Origin of the sequence: Klebsiella sp. EMBS2024, assembly GCF_036233805.1 — a bacterium.
In the GTDB taxonomy this organism is placed as follows: Bacteria; Pseudomonadota; Gammaproteobacteria; order Enterobacterales; family Enterobacteriaceae; genus Klebsiella; species Klebsiella pneumoniae.
Genome location: NZ_JAZARW010000001.1, coordinates 2,681,386 through 2,695,792, shown reverse-complemented (window position 1 = coordinate 2,695,792; position 14,407 = coordinate 2,681,386). Strand labels below are relative to the sequence as shown.

Sequence of the window (14,407 nt, the reverse complement as noted above, 5' to 3'; positions counted from 1 at the left end):
GCCACCCGGCACAAAAGCTTATCCTGCCTGCACCATAACTTTCAGCAGCGTATCCAGCAGGCCGGGAAAACGGGCGTCCAGATCTTCCCGGCGCAGCGAAATCATGTTCTCCCGTCCCTGAGGCCGTTGCCAGATCACACCGCTGTCGCGCAGGACGCGCCAGTGGTGGGTCATGGTGGACTTGGCCACCTCCTCCTGGCGCAGGGCGTTGCAGCTCAGCTCGCTGCCGTCGGCCAGCGTACGAATGATCTCCAGTCGCAGCGGGTTTCCGAGCGCGGAAAGGACATTTTCCAGGCGAATTTGTTCTCGTTCGGGGTGATTGGCGATCATAATAATCCTGTGTCGGCGGTGGCGCGGCGCATGGTAGCCGCAGCCCATATCGGCGGCTGGCGGCTACTATACCCAAACTCCGGTTCTGATACCACGCGCGCCGCCGCAACCTGCCCAATCGTAATGATAGCAAAAATAGTTCGAATATACTCGTACAGTTGTACTATGATAGACGCAGTTAAATGAACTGCGGATCATTTCGACCGCAGACTGACCGTCAAAACGACTAAGGACGCATCATGCCCCGACCCATCCCTCTCGAACGTTATCGCAACATCGGTATCTCCGCGCATATCGATGCCGGTAAAACCACCACCACCGAGCGCATCCTGTTTTACACCGGGATGAGCCATAAGCTGGGTGAAGTACACGATGGCGCGGCAACCACCGACTGGATGGCCCAGGAGCAAGAGCGCGGGATCACCATTACCTCGGCGGCGGTAAGCTGCTTCTGGCCGGGGATGGACCGCAGCTTCGAGCCGCACCGGATCAATATCATCGACACCCCGGGGCACGTGGATTTCACCATTGAGGTGGAGCGTTCCATGCGCGTGCTCGACGGCGCGGTGATGGTGTATGACTCCGTCGGCGGGGTGCAGCCCCAGTCGGAAACCGTCTGGCGCCAGGCGAATAAATACCACGTTCCGCGGCTGGCCTTCGTCAACAAGATGGACCGCCCGGGGGCGGACTTCTTCCGCGTGGTGCAGATGATGATCGACCGCCTAAAGGCTAACCCGGTGCCGATTGTGATCCCCATTGGCGCTGAAGAGCATTTCACCGGCGTCGTCGACCTGGTGAAAATGCGCGCCATCCTGTGGGATGACGCCACCCAGGGCATGACCTTTAGCTATGGGCCAGTCCCAGACGATCTGCTGGCGACGGCGCAGCAGTGGCGGGAGAAAATGGTCTCGGCGGCGGCGGAAGCCAGCGATGAGCTGATGGATAAATACCTGGAAACCGGTGAGCTGGACGAGGCGGAGATCGTCGCCGGTCTGCGCCAACGCACGGTGAAGGGGGAGATCCAGGCGGTGCTCTGCGGGAGCGCCTTTAAAAACAAAGGTGTGCAGCGCATGCTCGATGCGGTGGTGGAGCTGATGCCGTCGCCGCTGGATATTCCGGCGATACAGGGCGTTGATGAGCAAGGCCAGCCGGCGGAACGCCATCCGAGCGACGATGAGCCGCTGTCGGCGCTGGCGTTCAAACTGATGACCGACCCCTACGTCGGCCAGCTGACCTTTATCCGCGTCTACTCCGGGACGCTGAAGAAAGGCGATGCGGTGTGGAACCCGGTGAAGGGTAAGAAAGAGCGCATCGGGCGTATCGTGCTGATGCAGGCCAACGACCGTCACGAAGTTGACGAACTGCACGCCGGGGATATCGCGGCCTGCGTCGGTCTGAAGGATGTGACCACCGGCGATACGTTATGCGATCCGGATGCGGTGATTACCCTCGAACGGATGGAGTTTCCGGAGCCGGTGATTTCGCTGGCGATTGAGCCGAAGACCAAAGCGGACCAGGAGAAAATGGGCATCGCGCTGCAGCGACTGGCGGCGGAAGATCCGTCGTTCCGTCTGCATACCGATGAAGAGTCCGGCCAGACGATTATCTCCGGCATGGGTGAGCTGCATCTGGAGATCATTGTCGACCGGATGAAGCGCGAGTTTGGCGTCGAGGCCAACATTGGCCGTCCGCAGGTCACCTACCGCGAAACCCTGCGCAAGAAAGTGACGGACGTGGAAGGCAAATTTGTGCGCCAGTCCGGCGGCAAAGGGCAGTATGGCCACGTCGTACTGACCCTGGAGCCGCTGGCGCCGGGCAGCGGTTTCGTCTTCGAGGACGCCACCAAAGGCGGCGTGGTGCCGCGCGAGTACATCCCTTCCGTGGAGAAAGGGCTGCGCGAAGCGATGGGCACCGGCGTGCTGGCGGGTTATCCGGTGGTTGACGTGAAAGCGACCCTGACCTTCGGGTCGTACCACGACGTGGACTCCTCGGAGATGGCGTTCCGCATGGCGGCGATCTTTGGCTTCCGGGAGGGCGCGCGCAAAGCGGACCCGGTGATCCTTGAGCCGGTGATGCACGTCGAGGTGGAGACGCCGGAAGAGTACGCCGGGAATATTATGGGCGATCTCTCTTCCCGTCGCGGGATGGTGCAGGGGATGGAAGAGCGCTTCGGCAGCCAGATCATCCGCGCCGACGTGCCGCTGGCGGAGATGTTTGGTTATTCCACCACGCTGCGCTCGATGTCGCAGGGACGGGCAACCTACAGCATGGAGTTCCACCATTACGCGGAAGCGCCGCGTAATGTGGCGGATGAAATCATCGCCAGCCGCGCGAAAAGCTAAGCAACGTTCCCGGGTGCGACGCGAGGCGTCTTACCCGGGCTACTCTGGTACCAGCGCCCAGGCCCGGTAAGGCGAAGCCGCCACCGGGCAAAAAGGTAAGCACGAACTGGGGACGCAATGCCCGGCGGCGCTGCGCTTGCGCGGGCCTACGGTCAGGCGTCCTCCCCGGTCATCGTTTGTAGCCCGGGTAAGGCGTTAGCCGCAACCCGGGAATTTCAGCCAATCAGACAATATCCTGTGCGTACTGCCACAGCGCCTTCAGCTGCGCCAGCTTCTCTTTATCATCCGTATACTGCTGATACAGCATCTGCAGCTCATCGGCATAGGCTTGCAAAAACTCTGGCGTAAACACCTGACGACGATGCTCTAACCAGCGCTGCTGCTCATGTTCATCGAGCGTGCCGGGGAAGTTGCGCGCCCGGTAGTTAAACAGCAGGCGTTCGATACGCTGGTCGGCGAAGGTAATATCCAGCGCCGGCAGATTGCGCGGTTCGGTTTCCAGCACGATTTTCATCGCCGCGCGGTCGGCATCGCTAAAGAACCCATTGTACAGCTGGGCGTCGACGTTTTCGGACGGCACGAACGGCTCGGCTTCGGCATAGACCGCCACCACTTTCTCCCGCACCTGCGGATTCGCCCGCAGCAGCTGGGCGTTCTCCAGACAGCGCTGAATGGAGATCCCCAGCCGGTCGGCATCCTGCGGGCGCAGGGTATTGGCCTGGGCCAGTACCGGACATTTATTTAAATGCACCAGCTTAATCGGCGCCGCCGGCAGATCGCCAAGCTCGGCGCGCGGGGTGTAAAGCCGCTCGCGCAGGGCATCGGCATCCAGTTCCAGCAGCGGCGCCATATCGCCCGCCAGATCGACCATAATCACCGCATTGCGGTTTTCCGGATGCCAGGCCAGGGGCGCCACCAGGCTGGTGTTGCCGCGCGCGGCGCCAACCATGCCGGAGACATGCACCAGGGGCTTCATCTGCGGCACGTCGATAAGCGTCGCCAGCTTGCGCTTATTGCGGTGGCTGTAGAGATAATCAAACAGCCGCGGCTGCCGGGTTTTCACCAGCTTCGCCATGGCGATGGTGGCGTATACGTCGGCCATCGCGTCATGGGCGTTCTGGTGTTCAATACCGTTGGCGACGGTCAGATGTTCAAGCCGGAAGCTGGGCAACCCTTCGTCATTCTCTGGCCAGGCGATCCCTTCCGGGCGCAGGGCATAGCAGGCGCGCATCACGTCGAGCAGATCCCAGCGCGAGTTATCGTGCTGCCAGCTCCAGGCATAAGGGTCATAGAAGTTGCGATAGAAGATATTCCGCGTCACTTCGTCATCAAAGCGCACGTTGTTATAGCCGACGATACAGGTTTGCGGCACCGTGAACAGATCGTGGATGCGGCGGGCAAATGTGGCCTCATTATCCCCTTTGGCCAGCGCTTCCTGCGGCGTGATCCCGGTGATCATCACCGCCTGCGGCTGCGGCAGGTAATCGTCAGCGGGTTTGCAGTAAAACACTTCGGGCTCGCCGAGCACGTTCAGCTCCGCGTCGGTGCGGATGGCGGCGAACTGCGCCGGCCGGTCGAGGGAAGGGCTGGTGCCGAAGGTTTCATAATCGTGGAATAAAAATCCGGGCTGGTTGACGCTATCTTGCATAGTCTGTTCATTATCCGTGGTGGCGTGCGACCGGTATGGTAAACGATTTGCCCGGTCATCAGAAGGGTCGCGGCAAGCAACTTCCTCCGCTGTGTCATATTTTCTTGCAATTAAACCCTGATATGAAACGCGAAGTTCCGTAAAAAGGACGGCGGATCTGTAAATCTAGAGGATATGCCGTTGAAAGGCCGTTTGTTTATTGCTGTATCTTTGCTCGCTTCGAGCGTTTCCTGCGCATTTGCCGTCGACTTACCTGCTACGGTCGCGCCGCCTTCTATTCAGGCTGGCTCCTGGGTGCTGATGGATTACACCACCGGTCAGGTCCTGACCGCGGGTAACGAACATCAGCAGCGTAATCCTGCCAGTCTGACCAAACTGATGACCGGCTACGTGGTCGATCGCGCCATCGACAGCCATCGTATCACCTTTGACGATATCGTCACCGTGGGTAAAGACGCCTGGGCGAAGGGCAACCCGGTGTTCGACGGGTCATCGCTGATGTTCTTAAAGCCAGGGGATCGCGTCAGCGTCCGCGACCTCAGCCGCGGGCTGATTGTCGACTCCGGTAACGACGCCTGCGTCGCGCTGGCCGACTATGTCGCCGGCGGCCAGCCGCAGTTTGTCGCCCTGATGAATCAGTATGTCGAAAAACTGCACCTGCGGGACACCCATTTCGAAACCGTCCACGGCCTCGACGCTCCGGGCCAGCACAGTTCGGCCTATGACCTCGCGGTGCTGTCGCGGGCGATTATTCATGGCGAACCAGACGTCTACCACATGTACAGCCAGAAAAGCCTGACGTGGAACGGGATCACCCAGCAAAACCGTAACGGTCTGCTGTGGGATAAAACGATGAACGTCGATGGCCTGAAAACCGGCCACACCTCGGGGGCCGGGTTCAACCTGATCGCCTCGGCGGTGGATGGCCAGCGCCGGCTGATCGCCGTGGTGATGGGGGCGGACAGTCCGAAAGGCCGCGAGCAGCAGGCCGCTAAACTGCTGCACTGGGGGCAGCAGAACTTTGATACCGTGCAGGTGCTGCAGAAGGGGCAGAAGGTCGGCACCGAGCGTATCTGGTACGGCGATAAAGAGCAGATTAAGCTCGGCACCGATCAGGATTTCTGGTTAGCCCTGCCGAAGGCGGAAGTGTCGCGCATTAAAGCGAAATATGTGCTGGATAAGAAGGATCTTGAGGCGCCGATCGCCGCCAATCAGCGGGTTGGCGAGATTTCACTGTATGACGGCGACAAGGTGGTGGGGCACTATCCGCTGGTCACCCTCGAAAGCATCAATAAAGGCGGAGTGTTCTCGCGAATGAGCGATTACCTGCATCACGAGCTGTAACCACGCCAACCGCCTCTTTGCAGGCGGTTTTTTTTCGCCTGTCGCTCGTGCTGGCGGGGCGCCTGTTTTTACAGCGGTGTGGTGGCGACTCTGTGAATTCGCGCACATACTGAAGGGGGATCTCCTGTTAAATTAACTGTATATTCATACAGTGATTTATCTCCAAAGGAGGCAAGATGAACTACAGCATCACCACCCTCGGCAAGAAAACCATCGCCGGTTTCCATCTGGTCGGGCCCTGGGATCACACGGTCAAGCAGGGGTTTGAGCAACTGATGATGTGGGTTGAGAACCACCAGGTGCCCGCCCGCGAATGGGTGGCCGTCTACTACGATAACCCGGAGGAAGTGCCGGCGGAAAAACTGCGCTGCGCGACAGCGGTCACCGTGGATGAGGATTATGTCATTCCCGCCAACAGCGAAGGGGTGATCCTGGCGGCGATTGCCGGCGGGGATTACGCCTGCGCCCGCGCGCGGGTGGTGGATTACGACTTCGCCACCCCGTGGATGCAGTTTTTCGACAGCCTGCAGCAGAGCACGGCGTATCGCATCGCCCCCCAGCCCTGCTTTGAGGTCTATCTTAACGACGGCAACCACGACGGCTACTGGGATATCGACATGTATGTTCCCGTTGAGCGCGTCGCGTCGTAGCGGTTTACCCCTGTTCCGGACAAGGTTTTTTACATTCCCGGCATGCTCCGGGCGAAAAAGCAGTTACAATTGGCCTTTTCGTTTTGCCGGAGAGGGTTGTGCGCGCTGATAAATCACTCAAGCCATTTGAGATCCGCTTGTATCGCCATTATCGGGTGGTGCATGGTGTGCGGATTGCGCTGGCCTTTGTGCTCACTTTTTTGCTGGTGCGGCTGCTGAACGTGCCTGAGGGAACCTGGCCTCTCATCACTCTGGTGGTGGTGATGGGGCCGATCTCCTTCTGGGGTAACGTCGTGCCGCGGGCGTTTCAGCGTATCGGCGGCACGATCCTCGGTTCGGCGCTGGGGCTGGTGGCGCTGAAGCTTGAGCTCATCTCCCTGCCGCTGATGGTCCTCTGGTGCGCGGCGGCGATGTTCCTCTGCGGCTGGCTGGCGCTGGGCAAGAAACCCTATCAGGCGCTGCTGATCGGCATTACTCTGTCGGTGGTGGTCGGGGCGCCGCCCGGCGATATGCATACCGCGCTGTGGCGAAGCGGCGATGTGATCTTCGGCTCGCTGCTGGCGATGCTGTTTACCGGCATCTGGCCGCAGCGGGCGTTCATCCACTGGCGCATCCAGATGGCCAGCTATGTCACCAACTTTAACCGCCTCTACCAGGCCGGCTTCTCGCCAAATCTGGTGGATCGACCGCGGCTGGAAAAGCATCTCCAGCAGGCGCTGAACGACGTGGTTAAAATGCGCGGGCTGATCACCCCCGCCAGCAAAGAGACGCACATCCAGAAGGCGATCTTCGAGGCTATCCAGACCGTCAGCCGCAACCTCGTCTGCATGCTGGAGCTGCAGATCAACGCCTGGTGGGCAACGCGTCCGGGTCACTTCGTGATGCTCAATGCGCACACCCTGCGGGAGACGCAGCAGATGACCCAGCAGACGCTGTTGTCCATCGCCCACGCGCTGTACGAAGGGAACCCTCAGCCTGTGCGCGCCAACAATGAAAAGCTGACTGAGATCGTCCTCGAACTGCGCCAGCTGCTGAAAGAGCAGGGTGATGACGGCCTGGCGGAAACCCCGGTCCATGGCTATGTTTGGCTCTCAATCGAACTGGCGCGCCAGCTGGAGCTGCTCTCGCATCTGATCTGCCGCGCGTTGCGCAAATAAACACCAGATGCACCGGGTAACCACATGGGTTGTTTCGATTCAGCAGCGTTTAGGGTTATGATAAACGCAAAGGAAAAAACATTGTCATCAGCGGCTGCTAGCAGTTATGTTAGCCCTATAACGCAGTCGCTTTACGAATCCGAATCTCAATTATTAGGGGTGTAAAAATGGAAACAACTAAGCCTTCTTTCCAGGACGTACTGGAGTTTGTTCGTCTGTACCGTCGTAAGAACAAACTGCAGCGTGAAATTCAGGACGTTGAGAAAAAGATCCGTGATAACCAGAAGCGCGTTCTGCTGCTGGACAACCTCAGCGACTACATCAAACCGGGCATGAGCGTGGAAGCCATCCAGGGCATCATCGCCAGCATGAAGAGCGATTACGAAGATCGCGTTGATGATTACATCATCAAAAATGCCGAGCTGTCCAAAGAGCGCCGCGACATCTCGAAAAAACTGAAAGTGATGGGCGAAGCCAAAGTCGAAGGCTAAACCCTGCCGGTCCGGCGGCGGTCAGCGTCGCCGGGCTGTTCCGCGTTTCCCTCTCTTCCCTGCTTTTTTCTGCGAAAACTTTGTTCCGGCAACTGCCTCTCCTCACCGACACTTTGCTATACTGGCCCGCGAAAAACGTATTGATATCGGAAAGGTTTCTCTCATCCTGGCCGGGCATCTGACGCAGCGGCGTCAGGGCGATATCTCAACACCTCTCACCTCTCCGACGATCGATTCGCCAGAAGACAAATTCAGGTGCTGACCGGGCGCGACAGAACTCTTCCGCTGCTTTCGCCGACAGGAGTCAACCTCACGTGATTAAGTCATTCTTTGCTGCACTCTCGTTTATCAGCCGCCTGCCGGTCCCGGCGCGGTTATCTCAGGGCCTGGAGATCGAACAGTACCAGCGCAGTATCGTCACCTTTCCGCTGGTCGGTTTACTGCTCGGCGCCATCGCCGGCGCGGTGGCGCTCCTCCTGCAGCCGTGGTGCGGCGTCCCGCTGGCGGCGCTGTTCGGCGTGCTGGCGCTGGCGCTGCTCACCGGCGGATTCCACCTTGACGGGCTGGCTGATACCTGCGACGGCATTTTCTCCGCCCGCACCCGCGATCGGATGCTGGAGATCATGCGCGACAGCCGGCTGGGCACCCACGGCGGGCTGGCGCTGATCTTCGTGCTGGTGGCGAAAGTGCTGGTGATTGGCGAGCTGCTGCTGCGTGATATCCACCCCATCGCAGCCCTGGCGGCGGCCTGCGCCGTCGGTCGCGGGATGGCGGTGCTGCTGATGTATCGTCATCGCTATGCGCGGGAAAAGGGGCTGGGCAATCTGTTTATCGGCAAAATTAGCCTGCAGCAGACGCTGGTGACGATGGCGATGGCGATCGCGCTGGCCACCGCCCTGATGGGGCTGCAGGGGCTGCGCGCCGCGCTGATCACCCTGGTGCTGATCTGGGGTCTGGGATGGGCGCTGAAGCGAACCCTCGGCGGGCAGACCGGAGATACCCTCGGGGCGGCGATTGAGCTGGGCGAATTACTCTTTTTACTGGCGCTGCTGTAAGGCCTGACGCCAACGGTGAGGAACAGAATGGAAACATTTTCGGCGTTACTGGCTGCCATTCCGCAGCCCGATGTGGCGGGCATGGCGCGCGCTCAGCAGCATATAGATGGCCTGTTAAAGCCGCCCGGCAGTCTTGGCCGTCTGGAGACGCTGGCGGTACAGCTGGCCGGTCTGCCTGGCTTGCAGGGGCAGCTGGCGCTGGCGGAGAAAGCGATTGTGGTCATGTGCGCCGACCATGGCGTCTGGCATGAAGGCGTGACTCCTTCGCCGCAGGTGGTGACGGCCATTCATGCCGGCAATATGGTGCGGGGCAACACCGGCGTCTGCGTGCTGGCGGCGCAGGCCGGGGCCAGGGTGCAGGTAGTGGATGTCGGCATCGATGCCGACCCGCTGCCGGGCCTGATTAACCTCAAAGTGGCCCGCGGTAGCGAGAATATCGCCCGGACGGCGGCCATGAGCCGCCAGCAGGCGGAGACGGTGCTGCTGGCCAGCATGCATCTCACCCGCCAGCTCGCTGCCGACGGGGTGAAAGCCTTCGGCGTCGGCGAATTGGGAATGGCCAATACCACCCCGGCCGCAGCGACGATCAGTGTCCTGACGGGCAGCGACCCTGACGCGGTGGTGGGCTGTGGGGCCAATCTGCCGCTGGCGCAGCGGGGCCATAAGGTGGCGGTGGTGCGCCAGGCGATAGCCCATAATCAGCCGAACCCGGCGGACGGGCTGGATGTCCTGGCGAAGGTGGGGGGTTACGATCTGGTGGGCATGACCGGGGTGATCCTCGGGGCGGCCTCCTGTGGCCTGCCGGTGGTGCTGGATGGCTTCCTCTCCTATGCCTCTGCCCTGGCCGCCTGCCGCATGGCCCCGTCGGCGCACCCTTATCTTATTCCTTCACACCTGTCGGCGGAGAAAGGGGCGCAGATCGCCCTCGATGCGCTGGGTCTGCGGCCGTATCTCGATATGGACATGCGCCTGGGAGAGGGCAGCGGCGCCGCGCTGGCGATGCACCTGCTGGATGCCGCCAGCGTGATGTACAACCAGATGGGAACGCTGGCGCAGAGCAATATTGTGTTGCCCGATAGCGCGCCGTCGTCCTGATGGTAAAACGCATCGTCCCGCGATGGAGGCGATGCGCCGGGTTTACAGGGCCTGCTGCCAGACCGCCTGGGGCAGGAGATAAACCTTCGCCGGGGCGCGCATGCCGTCGGTGACAATATGGCGGATGCCGCTGGCCATCACCGCGAGGGTGACGTCAAAGGCATTCAGGCTGTCGCCGAAGCCAGCGGTCAGATTGAGCATCGAACCATTGGCCAGCAGATAGAGGGTTTTGTCGGCCATGCGGTAGGCGTTGATATACGGCATCACCTCTTCCTGGGGGTACTGGCGCAGGTAATCGCCGTCGATCTCTTCCGCCACGTGGCCGACGTTAAGGATAAATACTCCCGCTTTCGCGCGGTCCAGCGCCTGGCGATTAACCACGTTTTTACCGCCTGTCGCTGTGGCCACCACGTCCGCCGAGGCGATTGCCTCCTGGAGGTCCACCACGTGCCAGCCGTCGTAGGCCGCCTGCAGACGGCGGGCAGGATCGATCTCCGCCACCATCACCTGACCGCCAAAAGCTTTTGCCGCCGCCGCGACGCCCTGGCCGACCAGGCCGTAGCCGATCACCAGCACTTTTTTCTCATGCAGGGTGAGGTGAGTGGTCTGGAAGAAGGTGTGCCAGGCGGTGAGACCGACCATATGGCGGTTGTGCAGCCCCTCTTTGACCGGCAGATCGTCCCAGTTAAAGATCGGATAGCCTGGCTGAATATCCCCCAGCCGATTGACGCCCGAGCCGGTGGCTTCCAGACCCGCCACGATGTTCCCAAACTCGCCGCGCTGGTGGAGCAGGGTGGTGATATCGGCGCCCATCTCGCACAGGTGAGTGGGCTGCCAGGCAATCGCTTTTTCCCATGACTGTTGCCAGTCGGCATCGCTCATATTGCGCCACGCGCAGGCCTCGGCGCCGCGCTCCACCAGCCAGGCCACCACGTCGTCCTGCACGGTGGTGGGGTTACAGGTGGTTAAAAAGACCTGAGCGCCCTTGTCGAGGATCCCCTGTACCAGCGGGATCATTTTCATGTCGAGGTGCATACAGCAGGCCAGACGCACGCCGCTGAGGTCGGGCAGCGCGGCGACCTGACGCAGGGTACGCGGCATATTCTGGCTGGCCCATGCCACTTCTTTCGCTAAAGAGATTTTATTATTCACTGGGTTATGACCTTCAATTCGCAAAAGGGGTATCCCCCTGACCGAAAAGGGATTCTATCAGCCCCCGCGAGAATTCACAGCACAATGCCGTCGGACATCGCCGNNNGCGCTATCCCCTGCGAAAGACAGGGTTGTTAATTTAAGGTTAAAAAAAGAAAATAAAATATAAGTAATTCCTATGATTTGAGCGATGAAGCGATGTTGAGTGTTATTCCTGCGGGGATATTTTCACGGCTGCGGATTTTCCTTGGCCGCCTGAAGCCGCACGCGCTGCCGGTGGCCCGCCGGCATATCGTGCTGGGATCCATTGGCGCCGGCACCGGACTGGCGGTGACCAGCATGTTCAGCCACTGGCTGCTCGGCGAAGTCAATCTGTGGTTTATTGCCCCGATGGGGGCCTCGGCGGTACTCCTGTTTGGCGTACCGAGCAGCCCGCTGGCGCAGCCGTGGTCGATTGTCGGCGGCAACGTGCTGTCGGCGCTGATCGGTGTCACGGTGGGTATGCTGGTCCCCGATGCGGCGCTGGCCTGCGGTCTGGCGGCGGCTCTGGCCATCGCCGGGATGTATTTTCTGCGCTGTCTGCATCCCCCCGGCGGCGCGGTGGCCCTGACGGCGATCCTCGGCGGCGCCGGGGTGCACAGCGAAGGCTATCACTTTGTGCTGACCCCGGTGCTCCTCAACTCGCTGATGCTGGCGCTGCTGGCTATTGTGTTTAATAACCTGGTTGGCCGCCGTTATCCGCATCCGCTGGCGGCAGAGGAGGTCAAATCCAGGGCGGTGCCGCTGGGTATTTCGGTCACCCGGGAAGATATTCACGCCGCGCTGCTGGAAGGCCAGTTCCTCGACATTGATGAAGACGATGTCCAGGAGTTGCTGGAGAATATCGAGCAGCAGGCGCGGCAGCGTATCGCGACGGCAGCCCGCCGCTAAGGGTGTACTGCGGGCTGCGGGTTACAGATCGCCGGTAAGATACTGCGCGACCCCGCGGCCAAAGCTCCAGTCGCCTTTCTGGTTACTGATAATCGACACCATCAGGTCATCGCCGCTCAGGCCGCAGTGTTCCGCCAGCTCCTCCTGCAAAATGGCGAAGAAGCTCTGCTTCTGCGCCTCGCTGCGCGGGCTGGTATAGACCCGCACCACCACCAGATCCCGCGTGCGGGTCAGTCCGAGGCCGGTATCTTCAATCACCATATGGTGGGCTTTGTTTTCATGAACAATCTGGTAACGGTCGCGTTCTGGTACCTCAAAGGCGCGCAGCACGGCGCGATGGGCGGCATCCAGCAGGGTTTTGACCTCCTGTTCCGTACGGCCTTCAATCAGGTCAAATGTCAGTAATGGCATGCAGGTGCTCCTTATCGTTAGGGAATAATGATGGGCTCAACAAGATGCTAGCCGATGCCGCCGCCGGCAAAAACCGCTATAGTTGAATACATTGTTTTTACTGGTGAACAATCACATGAGCGAGAGTCGTCCGGAGAGTTACTGGCCCCATCTGTACTGGCTGACGGTGCTGGAAGAACAAAAAAGCTATACCCGGGCCGCGGAAAAGCTGGGGATCAGCAAGTCGGCTATCAGCCAGAAAATCAGCGAGCTGGAGCGGGTGACCGGTAAAACCCTCGTCCATCGCACCACCCGCAGCGTGAGCCTCAGCGACGACGGACTGCGGCTGGTGGCGGAGCTCAACGAGCCGTTTGGTCAGCTGCGGGATATTTTCACCGGCGCCTGCGATGAAGGCGGGCCGCTGCGGGGAACGCTGCGCCTGACCGCGCCGGTGGCCTTTTCCCGCCAGCAGCTGGTCCCGGCAATCGCGCCGTTTTTGCATCAGCATCCCCATCTGCATCTGCAGCTTGAGGTCACCGACCGGCTGGTCTCTCTGGCCAGCGAAGGGTTCGATCTCGCCATCCGCCACTGTCGACGCGAGGCGCTCCCCGATACCCACGTCGCTTGGCCGCTGTGTCACACCGCGACGCTTACCGTCGCGTCCGCCGACTATATTCGCCGCCATGGCCGCCCGGAGACCCCCGAAGATCTGCGCCACCACCAATGCCTGACCTATCCCCGTGGGCCACAGCGCCCGCAGTGGACGTTCGCCTCCCGTCAGTCGCCCGATGCTCGGGTGACCATCAACGTGCAGGGGCCATTCGCCACCAATAACAGCGAGTCGCTACGTGATGCAGTGCTGGCGGGGCTTGGGGTGGCGCTGTTGCCGGATTTCAGCGCCCGGGAGGCCATTGGCCGCGGGCTGGTGCAGGAGCTGCTGCCGGCGTGGCAGCCAGTAGAGGTGTTTGCCGATCGGCTGTACGTCATTCGGCCCTATACTCCGCGCGTGTCGCGCGCGGTGGAAACCTTCAGCCGCTACCTGAAAGCGACCTTCAGCGAGCCGCGTCCAGCTCCTGCGCCAGCGTCTCGCTAAAGCGGGGCAGCAGATGGCGCTCGCCGGGAAGCAGCTGCGCGAGAGTAACGGTCTTGTCAGCGCAATAGACCCGCTCGCTGCCGAGCTGCGCTTCGAAGGCGTTCGCCGCCTGATGCGCCGCGCTCAGATCGGCGTCAATAAGGATCACCGCATGGGCCAGCACCACGTGGCCGCGGCCTGCCGTCAGCGGCCGCCAGTACTGGGCGGTACCGACAATCTTGCGCGCCGCCTCGCCCTCCCCGCAGGCGAGGTTATACCGGCCATCGCAAAAGGAACCGTTTACCGTCCGGGCGTGGCTGGCAACGCCGAAGCGCGCGAGGGTACGCTGCAGCACCGCGCACAGCGAATGATAGATCGGTTCGGCGGCTTCGCCGAGCGGCTGCTGCACCGGCCAGGCGAGGCTAAGGTTGATAATGCCCGGCCCCTGGGGCACCAGACCGCCGCCGGAGCGGCGAAGCCATACCGGCCAGCCGCGCGCGGCAAAATGCGCGCTGACCGCCGGCAGATCCGTAAACTGACGATAGCTCCCCGGCACCACCAATCCCTGCGGCGCCTGCCAGAGCTGGGCGACGGCCTCGCCGGCGCTGGCTTTGGCAAACAGCGGCTGTTCGGCCTGGGAGGGATCCTCGCAAAACTGCAGCGCCAGCGAGGAGGGGGAAAAACGGCGAGGCCAGCAGTCGGCCAGGGTTAACTGAGACATGCATTCTCCTTACCGGAGGGCGCGGGTTAC

14 protein-coding genes are annotated in these 14,407 nt (G+C 61.1%); 9 read left to right on the top strand and 5 right to left on the bottom strand.

The features are described from left to right. Positions 1-18: 18 nt before the first annotated feature. Entirely contained in the window at positions 19-330 is a 312-nt protein-coding gene (locus tag VZP09_RS12500; protein WP_002912109.1) for an ArsR/SmtB family transcription factor, read from the bottom strand. Between the two features lie 239 nt (positions 331-569). Here VZP09_RS12500 and fusA point away from each other — a divergent pair, with 239 nt between their 5' ends. Continuing rightward, positions 570-2,672, top strand: a complete 2,103-nt coding sequence (gene fusA / locus VZP09_RS12495; RefSeq protein ID WP_009307485.1) for an elongation factor G — start codon at positions 570-572, stop codon at positions 2,670-2,672. A gap of 223 nt (positions 2,673-2,895) precedes the next feature. Here fusA and sbcB read toward each other — a convergent pair whose 3' ends face one another. Continuing rightward, positions 2,896-4,320 carry an exodeoxyribonuclease I gene (gene sbcB / locus VZP09_RS12490; protein WP_328795177.1) on the bottom strand — a complete coding sequence of 475 codons (1,425 nt, stop codon included), beginning with the start codon at positions 4,318-4,320 and terminating at the stop codon, positions 2,896-2,898. A 180-nt stretch (positions 4,321-4,500) separates the two neighbouring features. Here sbcB and dacD point away from each other — a divergent pair, with 180 nt between their 5' ends. The 6 genes from dacD (at position 4,501) to cobT (ending at position 10,112) form a co-directional block, all read left to right on the top strand. Beyond that, the gene (gene dacD / locus VZP09_RS12485; protein ID WP_004153104.1) at positions 4,501-5,664 is read left to right on the top strand and encodes a serine-type D-Ala-D-Ala carboxypeptidase DacD; all 1,164 of its coding nucleotides are present in this window, start codon (positions 4,501-4,503) and stop codon (positions 5,662-5,664) included. A gap of 176 nt (positions 5,665-5,840) precedes the next feature. Then, positions 5,841-6,314, top strand: a complete 474-nt coding sequence (gene sbmC, locus VZP09_RS12480; RefSeq protein WP_002911889.1) for a DNA gyrase inhibitor SbmC — start codon at positions 5,841-5,843, stop codon at positions 6,312-6,314. 98 nt (positions 6,315-6,412) lie between these two features. Next, positions 6,413-7,471, top strand: a complete 1,059-nt coding sequence (locus VZP09_RS12475; RefSeq protein WP_002911885.1) for an FUSC family protein — start codon at positions 6,413-6,415, stop codon at positions 7,469-7,471. A gap of 167 nt (positions 7,472-7,638) precedes the next feature. Beyond that, positions 7,639-7,962, top strand: coding sequence for a DUF496 family protein (locus VZP09_RS12470; protein WP_002911883.1), 324 nt, complete (start codon positions 7,639-7,641; stop codon positions 7,960-7,962). A 314-nt stretch (positions 7,963-8,276) separates the two neighbouring features. Further along, complete coding sequence (gene cobS, locus VZP09_RS12465) at positions 8,277-9,017, top strand: adenosylcobinamide-GDP ribazoletransferase (RefSeq protein ID WP_032415205.1); 741 nt, start codon at positions 8,277-8,279, stop codon at positions 9,015-9,017. A gap of 27 nt (positions 9,018-9,044) precedes the next feature. After that, on the top strand, positions 9,045-10,112 hold the full coding sequence (gene cobT, locus VZP09_RS12460; RefSeq protein ID WP_048332909.1) for a nicotinate-nucleotide--dimethylbenzimidazole phosphoribosyltransferase: 1,068 nt from the start codon (positions 9,045-9,047) through the stop codon (positions 10,110-10,112). Between the two features lie 42 nt (positions 10,113-10,154). Here cobT and VZP09_RS12455 read toward each other — a convergent pair whose 3' ends face one another. Further along, positions 10,155-11,264, bottom strand: a complete 1,110-nt coding sequence (locus VZP09_RS12455) for an adenosylhomocysteinase (RefSeq protein ID WP_040182625.1) — start codon at positions 11,262-11,264, stop codon at positions 10,155-10,157. A gap of 198 nt (positions 11,265-11,462) precedes the next feature. On the opposite strand from VZP09_RS12455, the gene VZP09_RS12450 reads away from it, so the two are divergent. Next, on the top strand, positions 11,463-12,194 hold the full coding sequence (locus tag VZP09_RS12450; protein WP_002911879.1) for an HPP family protein: 732 nt from the start codon (positions 11,463-11,465) through the stop codon (positions 12,192-12,194). Between the two features lie 21 nt (positions 12,195-12,215). On the opposite strand, the gene VZP09_RS12445 is transcribed toward VZP09_RS12450, so the two are convergent. Next, the gene (locus tag VZP09_RS12445) at positions 12,216-12,605 is read right to left on the bottom strand and encodes a tautomerase family protein (protein ID WP_328795176.1); all 390 of its coding nucleotides are present in this window, start codon (positions 12,603-12,605) and stop codon (positions 12,216-12,218) included. Between the two features lie 115 nt (positions 12,606-12,720). Between VZP09_RS12445 and VZP09_RS12440 the strand changes: the two genes are divergently transcribed. Beyond that, positions 12,721-13,677 (top strand): LysR family transcriptional regulator, encoded by a 957-nt coding sequence (locus VZP09_RS12440; protein WP_110210595.1) that lies wholly within the window; start codon positions 12,721-12,723, stop codon positions 13,675-13,677. On the opposite strand, the gene VZP09_RS12435 is transcribed toward VZP09_RS12440, so the two are convergent. Beyond that, positions 13,637-14,377: a lipoyl protein ligase domain-containing protein gene (locus tag VZP09_RS12435; RefSeq protein ID WP_004899345.1), complete on the bottom strand. Its 741-nt coding sequence runs from the start codon at positions 14,375-14,377 to the stop codon at positions 13,637-13,639. The genes VZP09_RS12440 and VZP09_RS12435 overlap by 41 nt on opposite strands. Positions 14,378-14,407 lie beyond the last annotated feature (30 nt).